General features: G+C 65.6%; 16 protein-coding genes and 1 other RNA gene. 10 read left to right on the forward strand and 7 right to left on the reverse strand.

Annotation, left to right across the window (positions count from 1 at the left end; all coding sequences use genetic code 11):
* Window positions 1–4: 4 nt before the first annotated feature.
* The 4 genes from KSS90_RS01025 to KSS90_RS01040 form a co-directional block, all read right to left on the reverse strand.
* On the reverse strand, window positions 5–613 hold the full coding sequence (locus KSS90_RS01025) for a 5-formyltetrahydrofolate cyclo-ligase (RefSeq protein WP_217867898.1): 609 nt from the start codon (window positions 611–613) through the stop codon (window positions 5–7).
* A gap of 61 nt (window positions 614–674) precedes the next feature.
* Window positions 675–854, reverse strand: a non-coding RNA gene (gene ssrS, locus KSS90_RS01030) — 6S RNA.
* A gap of 17 nt (window positions 855–871) precedes the next feature.
* Window positions 872–1189 (reverse strand): cell division protein ZapA, encoded by a 318-nt coding sequence (locus KSS90_RS01035; protein ID WP_046853724.1) that lies wholly within the window; start codon window positions 1187–1189, stop codon window positions 872–874.
* On the reverse strand, window positions 1186–1395 hold the full coding sequence (locus KSS90_RS01040; RefSeq protein ID WP_217867899.1) for a TIGR02449 family protein: 210 nt from the start codon (window positions 1393–1395) through the stop codon (window positions 1186–1188). The genes KSS90_RS01035 and KSS90_RS01040 overlap by 4 nt, the downstream gene beginning before the upstream one ends.
* 146 nt (window positions 1396–1541) lie before the next feature.
* Between KSS90_RS01040 and KSS90_RS01045 the strand changes: the two genes are divergently transcribed.
* The 10 genes from KSS90_RS01045 (at window position 1542) to gcvP (ending at window position 13968) form a co-directional block, all read left to right on the forward strand.
* Window positions 1542–2096 (forward strand): YecA/YgfB family protein, encoded by a 555-nt coding sequence (locus tag KSS90_RS01045; RefSeq protein WP_038707024.1) that lies wholly within the window; start codon window positions 1542–1544, stop codon window positions 2094–2096.
* Window positions 2097–2117: 21 nt separating this feature from the next.
* Window positions 2118–3452 (forward strand): Xaa-Pro aminopeptidase, encoded by a 1335-nt coding sequence (gene pepP / locus KSS90_RS01050; protein ID WP_046853725.1) that lies wholly within the window; start codon window positions 2118–2120, stop codon window positions 3450–3452.
* Window positions 3449–4648 carry a 2-octaprenyl-6-methoxyphenyl hydroxylase gene (gene ubiH, locus KSS90_RS01055; protein WP_217867900.1) on the forward strand — a complete coding sequence of 400 codons (1200 nt, stop codon included), beginning with the start codon at window positions 3449–3451 and terminating at the stop codon, window positions 4646–4648. The genes pepP and ubiH overlap by 4 nt, the downstream gene beginning before the upstream one ends.
* Window positions 4645–5127, forward strand: a complete 483-nt coding sequence (locus KSS90_RS01060; RefSeq protein WP_023633020.1) for a DUF4442 domain-containing protein — start codon at window positions 4645–4647, stop codon at window positions 5125–5127. Before ubiH ends, KSS90_RS01060 begins: the two co-directional genes overlap by 4 nt.
* A gap of 9 nt (window positions 5128–5136) precedes the next feature.
* Window positions 5137–6354, forward strand: coding sequence for a 2-octaprenyl-3-methyl-6-methoxy-1,4-benzoquinol hydroxylase (locus tag KSS90_RS01065; RefSeq protein ID WP_217869714.1), 1218 nt, complete (start codon window positions 5137–5139; stop codon window positions 6352–6354).
* 200 nt (window positions 6355–6554) lie between these two features.
* On the forward strand, window positions 6555–7556 hold the full coding sequence (locus KSS90_RS01070; protein WP_217867901.1) for an extracellular solute-binding protein: 1002 nt from the start codon (window positions 6555–6557) through the stop codon (window positions 7554–7556).
* Window positions 7557–7666: 110 nt separating this feature from the next.
* Entirely contained in the window at window positions 7667–9289 is a 1623-nt protein-coding gene (locus KSS90_RS01075; protein ID WP_217867902.1) for an ABC transporter permease, read from the forward strand.
* Between the two features lie 124 nt (window positions 9290–9413).
* Window positions 9414–10496 (forward strand): glycine cleavage system aminomethyltransferase GcvT, encoded by a 1083-nt coding sequence (gene gcvT, locus KSS90_RS01080; RefSeq protein ID WP_217867903.1) that lies wholly within the window; start codon window positions 9414–9416, stop codon window positions 10494–10496.
* Window positions 10497–10545: 49 nt separating this feature from the next.
* A complete protein-coding gene (gene gcvH, locus KSS90_RS01085) occupies window positions 10546–10929 on the forward strand; it encodes a glycine cleavage system protein GcvH (protein WP_217867904.1) in 384 nt (127 codons plus the stop codon).
* Window positions 10930–11094: 165 nt separating this feature from the next.
* On the forward strand, window positions 11095–13968 hold the full coding sequence (gene gcvP / locus KSS90_RS01090) for an aminomethyl-transferring glycine dehydrogenase (RefSeq protein WP_217867905.1): 2874 nt from the start codon (window positions 11095–11097) through the stop codon (window positions 13966–13968).
* A 174-nt stretch (window positions 13969–14142) separates the two neighbouring features.
* Here the strand turns inward: gcvP and KSS90_RS01095 are convergent, their stop codons facing one another.
* The 3 genes from KSS90_RS01095 to KSS90_RS01105 form a co-directional block, all read right to left on the reverse strand.
* Window positions 14143–14457: a DUF2388 domain-containing protein gene (locus KSS90_RS01095; RefSeq protein WP_217867906.1), complete on the reverse strand. Its 315-nt coding sequence runs from the start codon at window positions 14455–14457 to the stop codon at window positions 14143–14145.
* Between the two features lie 92 nt (window positions 14458–14549).
* Window positions 14550–16232 (reverse strand): GspE/PulE family protein, encoded by a 1683-nt coding sequence (locus KSS90_RS01100; RefSeq protein ID WP_217867907.1) that lies wholly within the window; start codon window positions 16230–16232, stop codon window positions 14550–14552.
* 97 nt (window positions 16233–16329) lie between these two features.
* Entirely contained in the window at window positions 16330–16656 is a 327-nt protein-coding gene (locus KSS90_RS01105) for an ACT-like domain-containing protein (protein ID WP_217867908.1), read from the reverse strand.
* Window positions 16657–16684 lie beyond the last annotated feature (28 nt).

The following is a 16684-nucleotide window of genomic DNA, read 5'->3' on the forward strand; positions in this document are numbered from 1 at the left end:
GGGTTCACTTCGCTGCCAAGTACCAACCACGGTCTGACACCGTGCCTTGCAACGGTACATCCCAGCTTGCCTGGTTGAGCCGCTCCACCTTCTGGCATTCATGCGCCAGCCCCAGCAGCAATGGTTTTTTCCAGGCCTTGCGCCGGCCCTGATAGGCCAGGCTGCGGTCATAGAAGCCCCCGCCCATGCCCAGGCGCCCCCCCATCTCATCGAAACCGACCAGCGGCAGCAGGATCAGGTCCAGTGCCCAGATCGGCCTTTGGCGTTTGCGCTCGACTACAGGTTCGGCGATGCCGAAGCGGTTGGGTCGCAGCTTTTCACCTGGCTCGAAACGCTGGAACACCATGCGCGTGGCGGGCCAGGCGTGCAACACCGGCAGGTAGACGTGCTTGCCGCGCCTGTGCGCCTCGCGCAGCAGCAGGCGCGGGTCGATCTCGCCGTCATTGGGCAGGTACAGGGCGATATGCCGGGCGCGGCGGAACAGTGGATGCTGCGCCAACTGGCGATAAAGGCCTTCGGCGGCCTGGCGTTGCTGGGTGGGTGTGAGAGCGCGGCGGGCATTGCGCAGGAGGCGGCGAAGCTGGGGGCGGGTGAGCGGCGCGGTGTCGGTCATGGCACGGGCGATCCCTGAAGAAACGAAAAGCCCGCCGTGGAAGGCGGGCAGTTCTGAAGGCAGGCTCCCCGACAAGACCGCTATCGGTGTAGCCCTTGAACCCGAAAGTTCAAGGTGGAGATTGCAGGGGGCGTTAAGGCTTTCCGTCGGGCGGACATGCACACCGGCCCCAGCGTGCAACCCCCGTGGTTGTGCGTATCGGCTCAGGGACATAACCGACTGGCGCATCCCCCAGGGAGTGGCGCCAGTATACCAATCTCAATCGTTTTTGCTAACCGGATCGTCGGAGAGGGCCTGGTCGACCCGCTCCAGCAGGTCGCGCACCTGTTCGCGGGTGGTACCGCCGCTGGCCACTTCGGGGCGCTCCTGGCGGTGCAGGAGTTCGTGGGTGATATTCAGCGCAGCCATCACAGCGATACGGTCGGCGCCGATCACCTTGCCGCTGCTGCGGATCTCGCGCATCTTGCCATCCAGGTAGCGGGCGGCGCCGACCAGGTTGTTGCGCTCCTCGGGCGGGCAGATGATCGAGTATTCCTTGTCGAGGATCTGGACGGTGACGCTATTGCTTGAACTCATGAGTCTTGCTCCAGGGCCTTGAGGCGCAGGATCATCGATTCGATCTTGCGTTTGGCGATCTCGTTCTTTTCGATCAGCTGGGCGCGCTCCTCGCGCCAGGATCGTTCCTGAGCTACTAAGAGTGCGTTTTGCCGCTTTAGTTGCTCGACCCGTTCGATCAGCAACTCGAACCGGCTCATCAGCGCTTGCAGGTCGTTCTCTTGCATGGGTTGCACTCGATTCCTTGACTCGCCTGGCGATCATGCCTGCCCCAAGGGCGCGACGGCCAGTGCCGATGGTCTTGGCGCGCCTGCCGGTGCTAGGATACAAGGTCTCCATTCTAGTCATTGCGCCGTCTGGCGCCTAGCTGCCCATGCCCAATACCCAATCGCCCTACATTGCCTTCGCCATGTTGCTTTCGAGCAATGGCCACCCAGTCACCCCCGCCGAGCTGCACGGCCTGCTGATCGGCCGTAGCTGCGCCGGCGCCGGCTTCGATGCCGATGCCTGGCTGGCCGACGCCGCCCAGCTGCTCGAGACCGAACCTGGTGACACCGTCCGCAACGCCCTGGTCGGCCTGCAAGAGATGGTCAAGGCCGAGCTGACCGGCGACGACGTCGCCATCGTCCTGCTGCTGCCTTCCGATGATGCCGCACTCAGTGACCGCGCCACCGCGCTGGGCCAGTGGTGCCAGGGCTTCATCACCGGTTTCGGCCTGAACGCCGGTGGCAAGGACTTGTCCACCGATGCCAAGGAAGTGCTCCAGGACCTGGTGGCCATTTCGCAGGTCCAGGAAGCGCTGGAAGAGTCCGAGGACGGCGAAAGCGACTACATGGAAGTCATGGAGTACCTGCGCGTCGCCCCGCTGCTGCTGTACACCGAGCTGGCCAAGCCCGAAGCGCCTGCGCCAAAGCCATCGCTGCACTGATCTGATCGGGGTCGTTTGCCCATGAGCCACATACCCAAGGCGGAGTACGCCCGTCGGCGCAAGGCGCTGATGGCGCAGATGGTCCCCAACAGCATCGCCATCCTGCCCGCCGCCGCAGTTGCCATCCGCAACCGCGACGTCGAGCATGTCTATCGTCAGGACAGCGATTTCCAGTACCTGAGCGGCTTCCCCGAGCCGGAGGCGGTGATCGCGCTGATCCCGGGCCGCGAGCATGGCGAGTACGTGCTGTTCTGCCGCGAGCGCAATCCCGAGCGCGAGCAGTGGGACGGCCTGCGGGCCGGCCAGGAAGGCGCGGTGCGTGATTTCGGCGCCGACGATGCCTTCCCCATCAGCGATATCGACGAGATCCTGCCGGGCCTGATCGAGGGCCGCGAGCGGGTCTACAGCAACATGGGCGGCAATCCCGAATTCGACCGCCGGCTGATGGAGTGGATCAATGTGATCCGCTCCAAGGCCCGCCTGGGCGCCCAGCCGCCGAACGAGTTCGTTGCCCTGGATCATCTGCTGCACGACATGCGCCTGTATAAATCGGCGGCGGAAGTGAAGGTCATGCGCGAGGCCGCGGCAATCTCCGCCCGTGCCCATGTGCGCGCCATGCAGGCCTGTCGCGCCGGGCTGCACGAGTACAGCCTGGAAGCCGAGCTGGACTACGAGTTCCGCAAGGGCGGGGCGAAGATGCCGGCCTACGGCTCGATCGTCGCCGCCGGGCGCAATGGCTGCATCCTGCACTACCAGCAGAATGATGCGCCGCTCAAGGACGGTGACCTGGTGCTGATCGACGCCGGTTGCGAGATCGACTGCTACGCCAGCGACATCACCCGCACCTTCCCGGTCAGCGGGCGCTTCTCGCCCGAGCAGAAGGCCATCTACGAGCTGGTGCTCGCGGCCCAGGCCGCGGCGTTCGCCGAGATCGCCCCGGGCAAGCACTGGAACCATGCCCACGAGGCGACCGTGCGGGTGATCACCGAAGGGCTGGTGGCGCTGGGCTTGCTTAAGGGCGAGGTACAGGCGCTGATCGACAGCGAGGCCTACCGAGCCTTCTACATGCACCGCGCCGGGCACTGGCTGGGCATGGACGTGCACGACGTGGGCGAATACAAGGTCGGTGGCCAGTGGCGCGTGCTCGAGCCGGGCATGGCGTTGACCGTCGAACCGGGCATCTATATCGCGGCCGACAACCAGGCCGTGGCGAAGAAATGGCGCGGCATCGGCGTAAGGATCGAGGACGACGTAGTGGTAACCAGACAAGGCTGTGAAATCCTCACTTCAGGCGTGCCGCGCACGGTCGCCGAGATCGAGGCGCTGATGCACGAAGCCCGCAAGGACGCCGCATGAACCGGGTCAACCTGGCGATCATCGGTGGTGGCCTGGTCGGCGCCAGCCTGGCCCTGACGCTGCAGGCCGCGGCCAAGGCGCGGGGCTGGACGATCCTGCTGATCGAGCCGTTCGCTCCCGGCGACAGCTTCCAGCCCAGCTACGACGCGCGTTCTTCGGCGCTGTCCTACGGCACCCGGCAGATCTACGAGCGGCTGGGGCTGTGGCAGGCCATCAGCCGCCGCGCCGAGCCGATCCGGCAGATCCAGGTATCCGACCGTGGCCGCTTCGGCGCCACGCGCCTGGATGCGCTGGAGGAAGGCGTGCCGGCGCTCGGCTATGTGGTGGAGAACGCCTGGCTCGGCCAGTGCCTGTGGCAGGCCATCGACAACGAGGTGGTCAGCTGGCGCTGCCCGGCGCAAGTGCAGGCGATGCAGGCCATCGCCGGTGGCTATCGGTTGCAGCTGGACGACGACACCGTGCTGGAGTGCGACCTGGCGGTGCTGGCCGATGGTGGCCGTTCGGGCCTGCGCGAGCAGTTGGGCATCCATGTGCGCCACACGCCGTATGAGCAGAGCGCGCTGATCGCCAACATCACCCCAGGCGAGGCCCATGCCGGGCAGGCGTTCGAGCGCTTCACCGAGCAAGGGCCGATGGCCCTGTTGCCGCTGGCGGACAACCGCTGCGCGCTGGTCTGGACCCGCCAGGGCATGGATGCCAAACGCCTGGCCGAACTCGACGAGCGCAGCTTCCTGCGCGAACTGCAGGAGGCCTTCGGCTACCGCCTCGGCGCCCTGCGCCAGGTCGGTGCCCGTCATCTCTATCCGCTGTCGCTGGTGGAGGCCGAGGAGCAGGTGCGCCCGCACCTGGTGGTGCTGGGCAATGCCGCCCACAGCCTGCACCCGATCGCAGGCCAAGGCTTCAACCTGTCGCTGCGCGATGTGCAGTCGCTGGCGGACGCCTTGCTGGCCGGCCCGGCGCTGCCGGGCGATCTGCCCACGCTACAGGGCTATCACCAGCGCCAGCGCCTCGACCAGGCCCTGACCATCGGCTTCTCCGACCAGGTCACCCGGGTGTTCGGCAGCAGCCAGCCGCTGCTGGCGGCCGGGCGCAACCTCGGCCTGCTCGGGCTGGACTTGCTGCCGCCGGCGAAAAGCTGGTTCGCCCGCCAGGCCATGGGCCTCGGCACTCGCCCCGACCCGCGGGGCCGCCCATGAGCGCTGCGCGTCGGCTCGCACGGCGAGCGCGGATGCTGCGCTGGTTGCTGAACTTCTACCCGCCCTACCTGGGCGCCGGCATCCACATCCAGGAAATCAGCCCGGACATGCGCAGCGTCAAGGTGCGCATGAAGCTGACGCGGTGGAATCGCAACTACGTCGGCACCCAGTTCGGTGGCAGCCTGTACGCGATGGTCGACCCGTTCTACATGCTGCTGCTGATCGAGCAGCTGGGGCGCGAGTACATCGTCTGGGACAAGGCCGCCTCCATCGATTTCATCTCACCGGGCAAGGGCCCAGTGTATGCCGAATTCCACGTCGACGACGCGCTGCTGGACGAGATCCGCCAGCAGACCGCCAGCGGCAAGAAGTACCTGCCGCGGTTGCAGGTGGAGATCCGCGATGGCGCCGGCGAGCTGGTGGCGCGGGTCGACAAAACTTTATACGTGCGGCTCAAGCCGCAAGCGAGGCAGGCGTAAGGCATGGAAATGCGCGCAGATCTGTTGATTGTCGGTGCCGGCATGGTCGGCAGCGCCCTGGCCCTGGCCTTGCGCCACAGTGGCCTGGAGGTGCTCCTGCTCGACGGTGGCCCGTTGTCGGTCAAGCCGTTCGACGGCGAGGCGCCTTTCGAACCAAGGGTCAGTGCCCTGTCGGCGGCCAGCCAGCGCATTCTCGAGCGCCTGGGGGCCTGGGAGGGCATCGCCCGGCGCCGTGTCTCGCCGTACTCGGACATGCACGTCTGGGATGGCAGCGGCACCGGCGAGATTCATTTTTCCGCGGCCAGCGTGCATGCCGAGGTGCTGGGGCATATCGTCGAGAACCGTGTGGTCCAGGACGGCCTGCTGGAGCGCCTGCACGACAGCGATGTCGGGCTGCTGGCCAATGCCCGCCTGGAGCAGTTGCGCCGCTCCGGCGACGAGTGGCTGGTGACCTTGGCCGATGGTCGCAAGCTGCGTGCGCCGCTGGTGGTCGCCGCTGACGGCGCCAATTCGGCCGTACGTCGCCTGGCCGGTTGCCAGACCCGCGAATGGGATTACCTGCATCACGCCATCGTCACCAGCGTGCGGTGCAGTGAGGCGCACCGCGCCACGGCCTGGCAACGCTTCACCGACGAAGGCCCGCTGGCGTTCCTACCGCTGTCGCGTGATGGCCGCCAGGACTGGTGCTCGATCGTCTGGTCGACCACGCCGGAGCAGGCCGAGCAGGCCATGGCGCTGGACGACGCGGCGTTCCGCAAGGCGCTTGAGCGTGCCTTCGAGGGCCGTCTGGGTGACGTGCTCGAGGCTGATCCGCGGGTCTGCGTGCCACTGCGCCAGCGCCATGCCAAGCGCTATGTCGAGGAAGGGCTGGCGCTGATCGGTGACGCCGCCCACACCATCCATCCGCTGGCGGGGCAGGGGGTCAACCTGGGCTTCCTCGATGCCGCCGTGCTGGCCGAAGAGCTGGTACGTGCCAGCGAGCGCGGCGAGCGCCTGGCCGATGTGAAGGTGCTGGGCCGCTTCGAACGGCGGCGCATGCCGCACAACCTGGCGCTGATGGCAGCGATGGAAGGCTTCGAACGGTTGTTCCAGGCCAACCCGTTGCCGCTGCGCTGGTTGCGCAACAGTGGGCTGAAGCTGGTGGAACAGATGCCGGAGGCCAAGGCGCTGTTCGTGCGCCAGGCATTGGGGTTGTCCGGGGACCTGCCGGAGTTGGCCAAGGCCTGAGGGTCGCTGGGGCCGCCTTGCGGCCCAATCGCCGGCAAGCCGGCTCCCACAAAGGCCTGCGTTGTCACTGTGGGAGCCGGCTTGCCGGCGATTGGGCTGCGCAGCAGCCCCTTGCAACATTCGGTAACGGCTAAGCAGATGAGCAGGAAAATGGGATTCACTACCATTTGCACCTCTCAACCCAGCGAGGAGTACCCCCAATGTTGCCCCGCAAGCCCCTACTGGCCGCACTGGCCCTCACGCTGTTCGGCGGCACCGCCCAGGCGGCGGACGAAGTGGTGGTGTACTCCTCGCGCATCGACGAGCTGATCAAGCCGGTGTTCGACGCCTATACCGCCAAGACCGGCGTCAAGATCAAGTTCATCACCGACAAGGAAGCCCCCTTGATGCAGCGCATCAAGGCCGAGGGCGAGAACGGCGTGGCCGACCTGCTGCTCACCGTCGATGCCGGCAACCTCTGGCAAGCCGAGCAGATGGGCATCCTGCAACCGATCAAGTCGGCCACCATCGACCAGAACATTCCACCGCAGTACCGCGCCTCGTCCCACGACTGGACCGGCCTGAGCCTGCGCGCACGGACCATCGCCTACTCCACCGACCGGGTCAAACCCGCCGAGCTGACCACCTACGAGGCCCTGGCCGACAAGCACTGGGAAGGCCGCCTGTGCTTGCGCACGGCGAAGAAGGTCTACAACCAGTCGCTGACCGCCACCCTGATCGAGAACCACGGCGAGGCCGAGACCGAGAAACTGATCAAGGGCTGGGTCAACAACCTGTCTACCGACGTGTTCTCCGACGACACCGCGGTGCTTCAGGCCATTGCCGCCGGCCAGTGCGACGTGGGCATCGTCAACACCTACTACTACGGGCGCCTGCACAAGGAAAAGCCTGATCTGCCGGTCAAGCTGTTCTGGCCCAACCAGGGAGACCGCGGCGTTCACGTGAACCTCTCGGGCATCGGTCTGACCAAGCACGCGCCGCACCCGGAAGCGGCGAAAAAGCTGGTGGAGTGGATGACCGGCGAGGAGGCGCAGAAGCTGTTTGCCGACATCAACCAGGAATTCCCGGCCAACCCGAAGGTGAAGCCATCGGCGGAAGTGGCGGCCTGGGGGAGCTTCAAGGCCGACAGCATTCCGGTGGAAGTCGCTGGCAAGCGCCAGGCCGAAGCCATTCGCTTGATGGATCGGGCTGGCTGGAACTGAGTCCGCCGTCTTATTCTTGACAACCGATCGCGGGGCGAACCCGCTCCCACAGTGTTTGTGGGAGCGGGTTCGCCCCGCGATGCTATCGCACAGCCATCGAGATTTTCGATTTGCCCCATTCTCCCCAACGCCGCTGGTACCTGCCGGTCTTCCTGGTCGCCGCCCTGGTCTTGCTGCCGCTCAGCGTGTTGCTGCTGTCCTGGCAGTCGGTCGACAGCCAGATCTGGTCGCACCTGCTCGACACCCAGATGAGCCGTCTGCTGGGCAACACCCTGACCCTGGTGTTGGGCGTGGGTATCGGTGTGACCGTGCTGGGGGTGAGCCTGGCGTGGCTCACCAGTCTCTGCGAGTTCCCCGGCCGGCGCTGGCTGGACTGGGCGCTGATGCTGCCGTTCGCCATCCCGGCCTATGTGTTGGCGTTCGTCTTCGTCGGCCTGCTCGACTTCGCCGGTCCGGTGCAGACGGCACTGCGCGAGGTGTTCGGGCCCATGCGCCTGCCCAGGGTGCGCTCCACCGGTGGCGTGATCACGGTACTAGTGCTGGTGTTCTATCCCTACGTCTACCTGCTGGCGCGCACGGCCTTTCTGGCCCAGGGCAAGGGCTTGATGGAGGCGGCGCGAGTACTCGGGCTGTCACCGCTGCAGGCCTTCTGGCGGGTGGCCTTGCCGATGGCGCGGCCGGCCATCGGTGCCGGCATCGCCCTGGCACTGATGGAGACGCTGGCCGATTTCGGCGCGGTAGCGGTGTTCAACTTCGACACCTTCACCACGGCCATCTACAAGACCTGGTACGGCTTCTTCAGCCTTTCCAGCGCGGCGCAACTGGCCAGCCTGTTGCTGCTGGCGGTGATGCTGGTGCTGTATGGCGAGCGCCGGGCCCGAGGCGCCAGCCGCAGTGGCAACGAACGCCCCAGGGCGCAGGCGCTGTATCACTTGCGGGGGCTCAAGGCGTTGGCCGCCAGTGGCTGGTGCCTGCTGGTGTTCGCCTGTGCTTTCGTCATCCCGATGCTGCAGTTGCTGGCGTGGTTCTGGCAGCGAGGTCGACACGACCTGGACGAGCGCTACCTTGGCTTGGTGCTGCACACCCTGTACCTCGGTGCCATGGCGGCGCTGATCACGGTCAGCGTGGCCATGCTGCTGGCTTTCGCCAGACGCCAGGCAGCGACCGCCGGTATCCGTGCAGGGGTCGGGCTGGCCAACCTCGGTTATGCCTTGCCCGGTTCGGTGCTGGCCGTATCGATCATGCTGGCGTTCAGCTACCTGGACAATCAGCTGGTGGTGCCGCTGTCCCAATGGCTGGGCGGGGCAGGCAAACCGTTGCTGCTGGGAAGCTTGTCGGCATTGTTACTGGCCTATCTGGTTCGATTCATCGCCGTGGCCTATGGCCCACTGGAAAGCAGCCTGGAGCGGATCCGCCCATCGCTGCCGGAGGCCTCACGCAGCCTCGGGGTTTCCGGACTGCGATTGTTTTTCAAGGTGTATCTACCCTTGCTGGTGCCCGGCGCCCTCAGCGCCGCCCTGCTGGTGTTCGTCGATGTATTGAAGGAGATGCCGGCGACTCTGCTGATGCGACCTTTTGGCTGGGATACCCTGGCCGTGCGCGTGTTCGAGATGACCAGCGAGGGCGAATGGGCGCGGGCTTCTTTGCCGGCATTGACCCTGGTGCTGGTTGGCCTGTTACCGGTCATTGGCCTGATTCGCCGCTCGGCCCATCGTCCGGGGCAGCCGCGCTAAGGGTGCCACGCGGTCTCCATGCGGCTACAATGCGCGGCATTCGCAGCGACGGGTCCTATAACAACAGGTGATGATTGAACATCGCCGACCGCCGCCGCCTCGCCACGCCCGGAAGGAGAAACCCATGGGACAGCGTACGCCTTTGTATGACCTGCACCTGGCGCTCGGCGCCAAGACGGTCGATTTCGGCGGATGGGACATGCCCCTGCACTATGGCTCGCAAGTCGAGGAGCACCACCAGGTGCGCAGTGACTGCGGGGTGTTCGATGTCTCCCACATGACCGTCATCGATATTGACGGTTGCGCCGCCACACCCTGGCTGCAACACCTGCTGGCCAATGACGTGACGCGTCTGGAAAGCCCCGGCAAGGCCCTCTACAGCCCGCTGCTCAATGCCGAGGGTGGGGTCATTGACGATCTCATTGCCTACCGCACCGAAGACGGTTATCGCCTGGTGGCCAATGCCGCCACCCGCGACAAGGTGCTGGCCTGGCTGCAGACCCGCAGCGAAGGCTTCAAGGTGAGCTTCAAAGCGCGGCCTGAACTGGCCATTCTTGCCATTCAGGGGCCTCACGCACGGGAAAAGGTCGCCGCCTTGCTCAGTGCCTCGCGGGCCGCGTTGATCCGCGAGTTGCGCCCCTTCGAAGGCCTCGCCGACGGTGACTGGTTCATCGCCCGCACCGGCTATACCGGCGAAGACGGCCTGGAAATCATTCTCCCGGGCGAACAGGCCCCGGCGTTCTATAACGACCTGGTCGGTGCCGGCATTGCCCCGAGCGGTCTGGGCGCACGCGATACCTTGCGTCTGGAAGCCGGCATGAACCTGTACGGCCAGGATATCGACGAAGCCCACACCCCGCTTACCTCCAACCTGGGCTGGAGCGTTGCCTGGGAGCCGGCCGGTCGCGAATTCATCGGCCGTAGCGGTTTGCTCGCGGAAATCGAACAGGGCGTGAAGGAGAAACTAGTCGGCCTGGTGCTCGAGGAGCGCGGTGTATTGCGTGCCCACCAGGTGGTCCGTGTATCCGGGATTGGCGAAGGAGAGATCACCAGTGGTAGTTTCTCGCCTACGCTGAGCAAATCCATTGCCCTGGCACGTGTGCCCATGGCCACCGGTGACCGCGCCGAAGTGGAGATTCGCGGCAAGTGGTACCCGGTGCGGGTGGTCAAGCCGACCTTCGTGCGCCACGGCAAGATCCTGATCTGATTATTCAAATGGCGGGCCGACCGCTGACCCTAACGAGGAATACAAGACAATGAGCCAAATCCCCGCCGACCTGCGTTTTGCCGAAAGCCACGAGTGGGCTCGCCTGGAAGCCGATGGCACGGTGACCGTGGGTATCAGTGACCACGCCCAGCAAGCACTGGGCGACGTGGTGTTCGTCGAACTGGCCGAAGTCGGCAAAGTGTTCGAAGCCGGCGACGCCGCTGGCGTGGTCGAGTCGGTCAAGGCTGCCTCGGATATCTATGCGCCGGTGGGTGGTGAAGTCATCGCGGTCAACGAAGAACTGGCCGACAGCCCGGAGCTGCTCAACGAAGAGCCTTACGAGTCGTGGATCTTCAAGCTGAAGCCGAGCAACCCCGCTGAGTTGAACAAGCTACTGGATGCTGCTGGTTACAAGGCTGCCATCGGCGAGTAAATGCTCGCGGAGCAAGCCCGCTCCCACGACGTGCGCCATGGCGATGTGTGCCAGGCGTGGGAGCGGGCTTACCCGCACGGCAAACGCAATAATCCCCGCACATTCGGCAATCCTTCCTAGACTTGTAAGTCTCCATGAGAGCTGGTCCAGGAAGAGATAGTCGCCATGTCCCAGTCACCATCGCTGAGCCAACTGCAAGAGCCCAACCCTTTCCTGCGTCGCCACCTGGGGCCCGATGCCCAGGAGCAGCAGGCCATGCTCGACACCCTCGGCGTCGCCAGCCGCAGTGAACTGATCGAGCAGACGGTGCCGCCGGGCATCCGCTTCAATCGCCCGCTCGACCTGCCGCCGGCCCTCGATGAGCAGGCCGCACTGGCCAAACTCGCGGGCTACGCTGCGCAGAACCAGCTATGGACCAGCCTGATCGGCATGGGCTACCACGCTACCATCACCCCCACCGTCATCCTGCGCAACGTGCTGGAGAACCCTGGCTGGTACACCGCCTACACACCCTATCAACCAGAGATCGCCCAAGGCCGGCTGGAGGCGCTGCTGAACTTCCAGCAAATGGTCATCGACCTTGCCGGCCTGCCCCTGGCCAATGCCTCGCTGCTTGACGAGGCCACCGCCGCTGCCGAGGCGATGGCCCTGGCCAAGCGCGTGGCGCGCAGCAAGAGCAACGCGTTCTTCGCCGACGAGCATTGCCACCCGCAGACCCTGTCGGTGCTCAAGACCCGCGCTGAAGGCTTTGGCTTCGAGCTGATCATCGATTCCGTGGATAACCTCGCCAGCCACCAGGTGTTCGGCGCATTGCTGCAGTACCCCGACACCCACGGCGAGGTGCGCGACCTGCGCCCGCTGGTCGATCAGTTGCACGGCCAGCAGGCCCTGGCCTGTGTCGCCGCCGACATCCTCAGCCTGGTGGTGCTGACGCCGCCCGGCGAGCTGGGGGCCGACGTGGTGCTCGGCTCGACCCAGCGCTTTGGCGTACCCATGGGCTATGGCGGGCCGCACGCGGCCTACTTCGCCTGCCGCGACGACTACAAGCGGGCCATGCCCGGGCGCATCATCGGCGTATCGCGCGATGCCCGTGGCAACACCGCGCTGCGCATGGCCCTGCAGACCCGCGAGCAACACATTCGTCGCGAGAAGGCCAACTCCAACATCTGCACGGCCCAGGTGTTGCTGGCCAACATCGCCGGCTTCTACGCCGTCTACCATGGCCCCGAGGGCTTGCAACGCATCGCCCAGCGCGTGCATCGGCTGACGTTCATCCTCGCCGCCGGCCTCGAAGCCAAAGGCATCAAGCGCCTCAACCAGCATTTCTTCGACACCCTGACGCTGGACGTTGGCGGCACCCAGGCGGCGATCATCGAAAGCGCCGAGGACGCCCGCGTCAACCTGCGCATTCTCGGTCGCGGGCACCTGGGGGTGAGCCTGGACGAAACCTGCGACGAGGCCACGGTGCTCAAATTGTTCGACATCTTCCTCGGCGTCGACCACGGCCTGGACATCGCCACCCTCGACCAGCTAGCCCTGCCCGAAGGCATCCCCGGCGCGCTGGTACGGCGCACACCGATCCTGCAGCACCCGGTGTTCAACCTGCACCACAGCGAGACCGAGATGCTGCGCTACCTCAAGCAGCTGGAGAACAAGGACCTGGCGCTCAACCAGTCGATGATCCCGCTGGGCTCATGCACCATGAAGCTCAACGCCACCAGCGAAATGATCCCCATTACCTGGCCCGAGTTCGCCCAACTCCATCCATTCGCCCCGGCGGCGCAGGTGCAGGGCTACAAGGCGATGATCGACGAGCTTGAAGCCTGGTTGTGCGCCATCACCGGCTTCGATGCGATCTGCATGCAGCCCAACTCGGGTGCCCAGGGTGAGTACGCCGGGCTGATGGCGATCACTCGTTATCACCAGAGCCGCCACCAGGCCGGGCGCACGATCTGCCTGATCCCGTCCTCGGCCCATGGCACCAACCCGGCGTCGGCGCAGATGGCCGGCATGGAGGTGGTGATCGTCGAGTGCGACGAGGACGGCAACGTCGACCTCGATGATCTCAAGGCCAAGGCGCGCCAGGCCGGCGAGCGGCTGTCGTGCCTGATGGTGACCTACCCGTCCACCCACGGTGTATACGAGGAGGGTATTCGCGAGATCTGCGAGGTGGTACACCAGCTTGGCGGCCAGGTGTACATGGACGGCGCCAACCTCAATGCCCAGGTGGGGTTGGCGCGACCGGCGGACATCGGTGCCGACGTCTCGCACATGAACCTGCACAAGACCTTCTGCATCCCCCATGGCGGCGGTGGCCCGGGCATGGGCCCCATTGGCATTCGCGCGCACCTCAAGCCGTTCGTCGCCAGCCACCCGGTAGTGCCGGTGCCTGGGCTGGACCCGAACAACAGCGCAGTGAGCGCGGCGCCTTGGGGCAGTGCGAGCATCCTGCCGATCAGCTGGATGTACATCGCCATGATGGGGCCGCAGCTGGCCGACGCCAGCGAGGTGGCGATCCTGTCCGCCAACTACCTGGCCAGCCAGTTGCGCGATGCCTTCCCGGTGTTGTACCGCGGGCGTAACCAGCGCGTGGCCCATGAATGCATCTTCGATCTGCGCCCGCTCAAGGCGCTGACCGGCATTACCGAGGAGGACGTGGCCAAGCGCCTGATGGACTATGGCTTCCATGCGCCGACCATGTCGTTCCCGGTACCGGGCACGTTGATGGTCGAGCCCACCGAGAGCGAATCGAAGGCCGAGCTGGACCGCTTCGTCGAAGCGATGCTGGCGATCAGGGCGGAGATTGCCGAAGTCCAGAAAGGCACCTGGCCGGCCGAGGACAACCCGCTCCGGCACGCACCGCATACCCTGGCCGATGTGCTGGCGCCGTGGAACCGACCGTATGGCCTCGAGCAGGGCATCGCCCCCAGCGCTCATGCCCGCCAGCACAAGTATTGGCCGGCGGTGAACCGGGTCGACAACGTGTATGGGGACAGGAATCTGTTCTGCGCGTGCGTGCCCGTGGAGGCGTATCGCTAGTGTCTGGCGGGCGAGGCAGGGGGCAACTGTCTTGCATTGCGGCCGCTATGCGGCCCATCGCCGGCAAGCCGGCTCCCTCAGGGGCCGCGTATGGCTTGAAGCGATACGGTCGGGGGAGAGCCGGCTTGTCGTGGCGACGAATCGCGGCGATGGGCTGCGCAGCAGCCCCGGAAGTTACTCGGTGACGGCGTTCTTGGCCAGGATCGCGTTGGCCAGCTCCATGTCGCTGGCTTGCACGCCGGGGTTGTCCGCGCGCACTTGGCGGATCGCGGCTTCCAGGAACGGCCCGCGAATGGCGCCGTCACTGGCGACGAAGCTGCCGGCGTCGTCCTGGGCGGCGACGATCAGCTTGTGGTCCTTGAAGGTCAGGTAGGTCGAGGCGGTGGTCGCGCCGGAGGAGATGATATTGCGCCAGAACGTGTCGGCCATGGCGGAGCCAAGGGGCAGCGAGAACAGAACTGTGGCTGCGATGGCTGTTTTGAAACGCATGATGAATCACCTCGGCGTGTGAGGGCGGTTGAGATGCCGCTTCGATCCTTCTCCATGGCCCCAAGTTCCCGGCCGTAAAGGCTATTTCTTACTTATCCACAGACCCGCAGGACTTCCTCGGGGCAGGTTCTGCCCTGGTCGACCTGATCACATCCATGCCTTCGCAGATCCCGCAGCCCGTCTATCTCAGCCTGTTGCCGTAGCTCCGCGAGGTCGCTGGAAGGGGTTATCCGCGTGCGCAGCGCGGCGCTGACCCGGAGCAGTTCGAAGAGCCCGGTGCGTCCATGAAAACCGGTGCCCCGACACTGTGGGCAGGCCTGGCCGTCCTGCAGGAGCAGGCCCCGGCAGTCGGGACACAGGGTGCGCACCAGGCGCTGGGCCATGACCCCGAGCAGGGTGGCCCTGATCAGGTAGTCAGCCACCCCAAGCTCCAGCAGGCGGGTGATCGCGCCACAGGCGTCCTGGGTGTGCAGGGTCGACAACACCAGATGCCCTGTTAGGGCCGCCTGCACCGCCACCTGGGCGGTTTCCCTGTCGCGGATTTCGCCGATCATGATGATGTCTGGGTCTTGGCGCAGCAGGGCCCGTGCACCGCTGGCGAAGTCCAGTTCCAGATTGGGCTGGACCTGCAACTGATTGATCATCGGTTCAAGCCGCTCGATCGGGTCTTCGATGCTGCAGAGGTTGACTTGGGAAGTGGCCAGGTGCCGCAGACTGGCGTAAAGGGTGCTGGTCTTGCCCGAGCCGGTTGGTCCCGTCACCAGCAGGATGCCCTGGCGCTGTTGCAGCAGGGCCAGCCATTGCTCCAGTAATGCGCCCTCCAGGCCCAGGGTCTCGAGGCTGTCGTGCAGTTGCTGGGGATCGGACAGGCGCAGCACCAGTTTTTCGCCGAACGGAGTAGGCAGGGTGGACAGGCGCAGTTCCACCTCGACGCCACTGGGCAGGCGGGTTTTCAGGCGGCCATCCTGCGGCCGGCGTTTCTCGGCGACATTCATGCGGCCCAGGTGCTTCAGTCGGCTGACCATTGCCAGGGTGACGCTGGCTGGAAAGGCATACACCGGGTGCAGCAGGCCATCGATGCGCAGGCGCAGTTGGCCCTGCTCGCGACGGGGCTCCAGGTGGATATCACTGGCGCGCTGCTCGATGGCGTACTGCAGCATCCAGTCGACGATATGCACGATATGAGCATCGTCCGCACTGGCCTGTGGTTGCCTGGCACCCAGCTCGAGCAGTTGCTCCAGCTCACCCAGGCGCGGTAGCTGGCCCAGGTCCGCGCCACGTACCGAGTGGGCCAGGCCCAGGAAGGTCGGACGCAACTGGCGGATCTGGCGCGGATTGGCCAGCACCCGTCGCACGACCTTGCCCAGGCTGCGGCTCAGGTCTGCCTCCCAATCATGTTGATAAGGCTGGGCGCTGGCCACCGTGACGCTGTGTTCATCCTCGGCCACGGCGAGGATGCCGTGGCGCTGGGCGAAGGCGGCGGACATCAGCCCGGCCACGCGCACCAGGTCGATGCGCAAGGGATCGATTGTCAGAAAAGGTTGCCCGACCCGGTCTGCCAGCCAGCGGCATAGAGCATCCAGCTGCAGCGGCTGGCCGGGATGGCGTGGATCTGGATGGGCGCTGGCGGCTATCAGCTCAAGGGGGTGTTCAGTGGGGTGGAGCTTGGCGCGCTCCAGTGCAGCGAGGGCCGTCCCGGGCGTGATCCGCTGTTCCGCCAGCAAGGTGTCCAACAGGCGATTGAGGTCAAGGTCATGGTGGTCGTTGGCGAGCATGGAGGCGTCCTTGCCGGGCTTCAGGGGCCTGGGCAAGGCTAGCCGTGCAGGGCGGTAGGCGTCGGCGCAAAAGGTTTCCGGACGTTGCCCTGTGGTCTCAACGACTGGCGACCTCCGAAAGCTGCGGTAGGTTCGCCAGGCACACTTCGCTGACGCAGACCAGGTTGCGCAGTTTTTGGGCGATCACTTCGGCCCGGTGCCAGCTCAGGCCGCCGACGCCGATCGCCACGTCCAGCAGGTCGTCGCACTGGCTCACGTTGACGCTATGTGGGGTGAGGAACTGCAGGGCGAACAGGTTGAGCACGCGGCACAGGCTGTCCGGCTCGGCATCGGCTTGCAGGCGGTAATGCACGGTGCAGTGGATCGTGTTGGCGGCCCAGGCGTCGAGGCGGGGCAAGGTGAGGGGCCGTTCGAGTGCGTTCATGCTGGGTCTCCGCGAAAGTGGAGAAATT

This window comes from Pseudomonas maumuensis, from assembly GCF_019139675.1.
Classification (GTDB): Bacteria; Pseudomonadota; Gammaproteobacteria; order Pseudomonadales; family Pseudomonadaceae; genus Aquipseudomonas; species Aquipseudomonas maumuensis.